This is a genomic window from Hydrogenophaga sp. (assembly GCF_041633695.1).
Taxonomy (GTDB): domain Bacteria; phylum Pseudomonadota; class Gammaproteobacteria; order Burkholderiales; family Burkholderiaceae_C; genus Hydrogenophaga.
The window spans coordinates 1-5256 of sequence record NZ_JBFJMY010000300.1; the positions used below are offsets into that span (position 1 = coordinate 1).

Below are 5256 nucleotides of genomic sequence, written 5' to 3' on the forward strand. Positions count from 1 at the left end.
AGTTCGGTGCGGGCCTGTTTGAAATCGGGCGCATTTTCTGTGAGGTAGCCGCGCATGGTGGCCAGTTTCACTTCTTGCGCGGTGATGCTGGCCTGCAGTTGTGCCAAGGCCTCTACCGCCACCTCTGGGTTGGCTTTGAGCGCGCTGCTGTTCACGCCGCTGGCTTTCAGGGCCTGCTCGGCTTTGACGAGCTGGTCTTTGGCATCGGCCAACTGCTTTTCAAAAAACAGGCGGCGTTGTTGGGCTTCTGTGACGGCCAGGCGGCTCAGCAACAGGCCCAGCTCTTCCACATGGGCATTGGCCAGCTGGGCGGCAAAAGCGGGGTCTTTGTCGTCCACTTCGACCGAGATGAGACCGTCTTTGCCGCTGCTGATGCGGGCGTTCTCGCTCAACTCTTTGCGTGCGTCTTGCATGAACTCGCTCTCGTAACGTTCCATGAGTTTGAAGCGTTCGATCAGCGCGTCTTGGATGGTGCGGCTTTGCAAAAAAGACACGAACTGGTCGTTGGGGTTTTTCAGGCCGGTGGCCGCGCTGGCCAGCCCGCCCAGAGCGCCCAGCGACTGCAACATGGCGGCAGCGGCGCTTTGCTGCTGCTGTGGGGGCAAAAACTGGGTGCTTGCGGTGAAGGTGGGAGGCACCAGGAAACTGATGCCCAGCGCAAGCAGGCCCACGCCCAGCGGCGCCAGCACCAGCAGGCGCAGGTTTTCCACCACCACCTGCAGCAAGTCGAGCAAGCTGATGTCGTCTTCGTTGCCGGCGCTCGGGCCTTGGGCAGCTGTGTGGGGCTCGGTCATGGGCATCACAGCGATTTGATGGTTTTGAGCGCGGCAATGCCCAGACCAAAGTTGGAGAAGATCTGCGTCCAGTCTTTCACCGCACGGGTCACGAAGTTGTAGCGGCTTTCGCGGTCGATCTGGGCCGGCACCACCACGGTGTCGCCGGGCATGACTTCGATCGACTCGAAACCACCGCCAAACAGGCCGCCCCGGTCGCGCCGCGCGATGATGCTGCCGTCGGCCCGCAGCACAAAGGACTGGTCGGCTTCGGCGTCTTCGGTCAGGCCGGCCGACTTCATCACATCGCCCACGGTTTTGCCGGGCTTGTAGATGAACACGTTTTCGTTGTTGACCGAACCGAAAGCAGCCACGAAACCGGGCGCGGACGGCACCAGCACACGGTCGCCATCTTCCAGGGCCAGGTCGGGCAAGCCCGCCAGGCTGCGCACATCGGTGCTCAGTTCCAGCGCCAGGCGCCCGTTGCTGCGGAAGGTTTTGAGGCGCTGGATCTGGCTGCGCAATTGCGCCTGCTGCTGCTGTTGAATGGCCTGGGCCTGGGCCGCGTTTTCGCTGCTGAGGTTGGCGATCACGCTGCTGCCTTGGGCCTGGGCCTGGGCTTCGAGCCGGCGGATCAGAATTTCCAGGTTTTCTTGCTGGCGGGTGCGCACCGATTCGCGGTTCAGCTCCACCCCGAACACATAGGCTTGCGGCGTGAGGCCGCCGATGCGCTGGATCAGCTGGGGCAGGGTTTCACCGGGCAGGGTCTGGTAGACGCCGGGTGCGGCCACTTCGCCTTCGACCCGCACCAGACGGGTCTGGCGGTCTTGGGGCAGGCGCAAGTCTTTCTGGCTCAGGATGGTGACCACGTCACCGGCGCGCAGCGGCAGATTGTGTGCCGGGTCGCGGCCCAGCACCGCTTTGCCCAGGTTGAACGGGATCAACTCGGTGCTCAAGGTGTCGCGGTTCAGGCGCTCGATGACGGCGTATTCCCAGTTGATTTCGTCGGCCAGGCCGCGTACCCGGCTCGCCACACCACGCCCGGCGTCTTGCGCGGCGTCGGCGTTTTGCACCAGCAGGTTCTTGCGCTTGTAGTAGTCGCCAGTGATGAGCGCGTCGCGTTCGGGAATCAGGTCCAGGATGCGCATGCCCTCGAACCAGCGGTAGCGCAGCGGCGCCGCCACGGTGCCTTGCAGGGTCACGGCGTTGGCAAAGGCCGGGCTGATGCCTAGCATGGTGAGCACGTCGCCGTCGCGCAAGGGCAGCCGCAGGCCGTCGGCGTCGAGCGTGATGTCTTGCACCTGGCGCGGTGGGGTGCTGGCGGGCGCGATGCGTTCCAGCAGGGCTTTGCTGGTGCTGGCCAGCGACGGCACACCGCCGCCCAGGCTCAGGATGTCGCCCACCGTGGAGGAACTGGTCTTGAGTTCGTAAATGGCCGCGTGGTCATACGCGCCCGTGACCGCCACGCGGGGCCCGACCGGCGGGATGACGATGACGTCGCCCGACTGCAGCGGCAGATCGCGGCCTTTGTCGCCCTTGGCGATGAAGTCGTAGAGATCCAGCGTGGTGACCGTCTGGCCCGAGCGCTTGAGCTGGATGTTGCGCATGCTGCCGTTGGCCGTGGGGCCACCGCTGGCGAACAGGGCGCTCACCAGCGTGCTCAGGCTGGACACTTTGAAGGTGCCCGGCTGTTGCGCCTGCCCGACCACATAGATCTGGATGCTGCGCAAACGGCCCATGTTGGCGTTGAGTTCAAAATTGGTGAACACCTTGGCCAGTTGGCGGCGCAGCACGGCTTCGAGTTCGCGCACCGGCACGCCCGCCAGCGTGAACGCGCCCACCTTGGGCAAGACGATCTGGCCGTTGCGGTCGATCACGTACCGGCCAGCCAGATCCACCGCGCCCCACACCTGCATCTGCACTTCGTCTCCCGGGCCCAGGATGTAGTCGGCGGGCGGTGGCAGGGCGGCATCGGCCGAATAGGTTTGTGTGGCTTCAAACAGTTCGCTGCCGTACATGGGCAGCATCAGCCCGGTCGATTCTTTGACGAACTGCTGGAACTGGCTGTGGGTGGGGGCGCGGCGCAAGGCCTGCGGGGTGCCGCTGGTGGATTCGGCCGGCGCGTCTGCGTCGCCGGTGCCCGTGGGTGTATTGCTGGAGGCATTGCCGGGCGCATTCGGCGCAGGTGCCGCACGTCCACCGGGGGCCGCTTGCTGCGCGCTGGCCGGTGTGGACAGCTGGCTGCCGCTGGCACCGGTGCCGACCGCAGCCGTGCCCATGGTCGGCGCCGCAACGGCTGCGCCTTCTTGGGCTTGGGCCGACAAGGCCAGGACGGTCAGGAGAGCCGCGAGAGGGAGAGCGAGCGTGCGCTGGAGGCAATGGAGATGGGGCATGGATTCAATCGAGCGAATGGGGGACATCATCCGGTGGTGCGTTTGCTGCTGCCGCCGAACCGGCGGTCGCATTTTTGAAACCATTGCAGCGCTTCATCCAGCAGCTGAGGTGTGAAGTCTGGCCACAAAGCGTCGGTGAAAAACAACTCCGAATAGGCCATTTGCCAGAGCAGGAAGTTGCTCACCCGCGATTCGCCCCCGGTTCGGATCACCAGATCGGGGTCGGGCGCATAGGCCATGCTGAGGTAGGGGCGCAGCGTTTCATCGGTCATGCCGTGCAAGGACTGGGACGGGTGGGCTTCTTGCCAGGCCCTGACCGCTTGCAACATGTCCCAGCGCCCGCCGTAGTTGGCCGCGATGGTCAAGGTGATGCGGTTGTTGTTGGCCGTGGCGGCCTGCGATTCGCACATGAGTTTTTGCAGGCGGGCGTCAAAACGCTGGGTATCGCCGACCACGCGCAGCCGAACGCCGCGGGCGTTCATGTCGTTGACTTCTTTTTCCAGGTAGTGAACCAGCAGGCCCATGAGGCTGGACACCTCGTCTGCGGGGCGTTGCCAGTTTTCGGTGCTGAAGGCAAACAGCGTCAGGTAGCGCACGCCTCTGTCGGCACAGGCTTCAACCACGCTGCGCACCCGCTGCGCACCACGCGCATGCCCAAGGGCTTTCGGTATGCCCCGTTTGCTGGCCCAGCGGCGGTTGCCATCCATGATGATGGCAATGTGCTGGGGTACCGGTTTGGGTGCGGGAAAGGGAACAACGGACATTGGAACTATTTTCTCGTTTTGTTCGCCTTCTGCCCTGGGTGTTCTCGGGCATCAGGTTAAGAAACGCCCCCCTAAGAGCGCACGCGACTCGCTCACGGATGGCATTTCAAGCTGGCACCGGGGCAACGCAGGGATTTTACTGAAGTTCCGGCGGGCCAACGGGATTGGCCCTCCAAGCCATCAGGGACACTGGCAAAGACGGCCAGCGCCCGCCATCATGAGGCGGGTAAGCCCGGCAAGTGTGTGCAACTATGATTTGTGTAACCTGAATTTGGTCAACGAACCCCTGAACAGAGGAATACAACATGGGCAAAACTATTCAGAAAGCCGTTTTTCCGGTGGGCGGCATGGGCACCCGATTTCTTCCTGCGACCAAGGCGATTCCGAAGGAAATGCTGCCGGTGGTGGACAAGCCACTGATGCAGTACGCGGTGGAAGAGGCCTATGCGGCGGGCATCCGGGAAATGATCTTTGTTACGGGGCGCCACAAACGCGCCATTGAAGACCATTTCGACACCGCTTACGAGCTGGAAGCCGAGCTGGAGGCGAGCAACAAGCGCGCCTTGCTGGAGTTGGTGTACGCGATCAAACCCGATGACATGGATTGTGTCTATGTGCGCCAGCCCCGGGCGCTCGGTCTGGGTCACGCGGTTTTGTGCGCCGAGAAGCTGGTGGGCGACGAACCCTTTGCCGTGCTGCTGGCGGACGATTTGATGGTGGGGCAGGACCAGGCCGACGGTGGCGCGACGGTGTTGCAGCAGATGGTGGCGGCTTTCGGCCAAAACCCGGGAACCGTGTTGGCGGTGCAGGATGTGCCCCGCGAGGACACCCGGCGCTATGGCGTGGTGGACGTGCACGGAGCCAGCGATCGCATGGCCGAGGTCTTTGGCATGGTGGAAAAGCCCAAGCCCGAGCTGGCACCGTCCACCCTGGCGGTGGCCGGCCGTTACATCTTGACCCCAGCGGTGTTTGACAGCATCCGCCGCCAGCCCACCGGCGCGGGCGGCGAAATCCAGCTTACCGACGGCATCGCCGCCTTGATCGGGGTGGAGAAGGTCTACGCTTTCCGTTACCAGGGCAAGCGCTACGACTGTGGCAGCAAAGAGGGCTTCCTGGAGGCCACGATGGACCTGGCGCTGGCGAACCCCGAACTGAGCGCCGGAGTGCGCGCTCACATGAACCGCATCATCAACGGCTCATAAAACCCCACTGGGCCGGATCCCGGGCTTCAGCGCCCGATCAGGAACACCGCAGGTGCGTCCATGGGCGCCGCCGCCGCACCTGCAGAGCCGTTGCCGTTCTGTGAGCGCCATTGGCCCACCAGCG

The 5256-nt window shown here is 64.0% G+C and carries 4 protein-coding genes; 1 reads left to right on the forward strand and 3 read right to left on the reverse strand.

Annotated features, from left to right (window positions below):
• The 3 genes from ABYB95_RS16450 to uppS form a co-directional block, all read right to left on the reverse strand.
• Window positions 1–794 (reverse strand): Wzz/FepE/Etk N-terminal domain-containing protein (locus tag ABYB95_RS16450; protein WP_372659636.1); only part of this gene is annotated, 794 nt, incomplete at its 3' end.
• A 5-nt stretch (window positions 795–799) separates the two neighbouring features.
• A complete protein-coding gene (locus tag ABYB95_RS16455) occupies window positions 800–3166 on the reverse strand; it encodes an SLBB domain-containing protein (protein ID WP_372659637.1) in 2367 nt (788 codons plus the stop codon).
• A 26-nt stretch (window positions 3167–3192) separates the two neighbouring features.
• Window positions 3193–3930, reverse strand: coding sequence for a polyprenyl diphosphate synthase (gene uppS, locus ABYB95_RS16460; RefSeq protein ID WP_372659638.1), 738 nt, complete (start codon window positions 3928–3930; stop codon window positions 3193–3195).
• A 305-nt stretch (window positions 3931–4235) separates the two neighbouring features.
• On the opposite strand from uppS, the gene galU reads away from it, so the two are divergent.
• A complete protein-coding gene (galU, locus tag ABYB95_RS16465; RefSeq protein WP_372659639.1) occupies window positions 4236–5132 on the forward strand; it encodes a UTP--glucose-1-phosphate uridylyltransferase GalU in 897 nt (298 codons plus the stop codon).
• The last annotated feature ends 124 nt before the right edge of the window (window positions 5133–5256 follow it).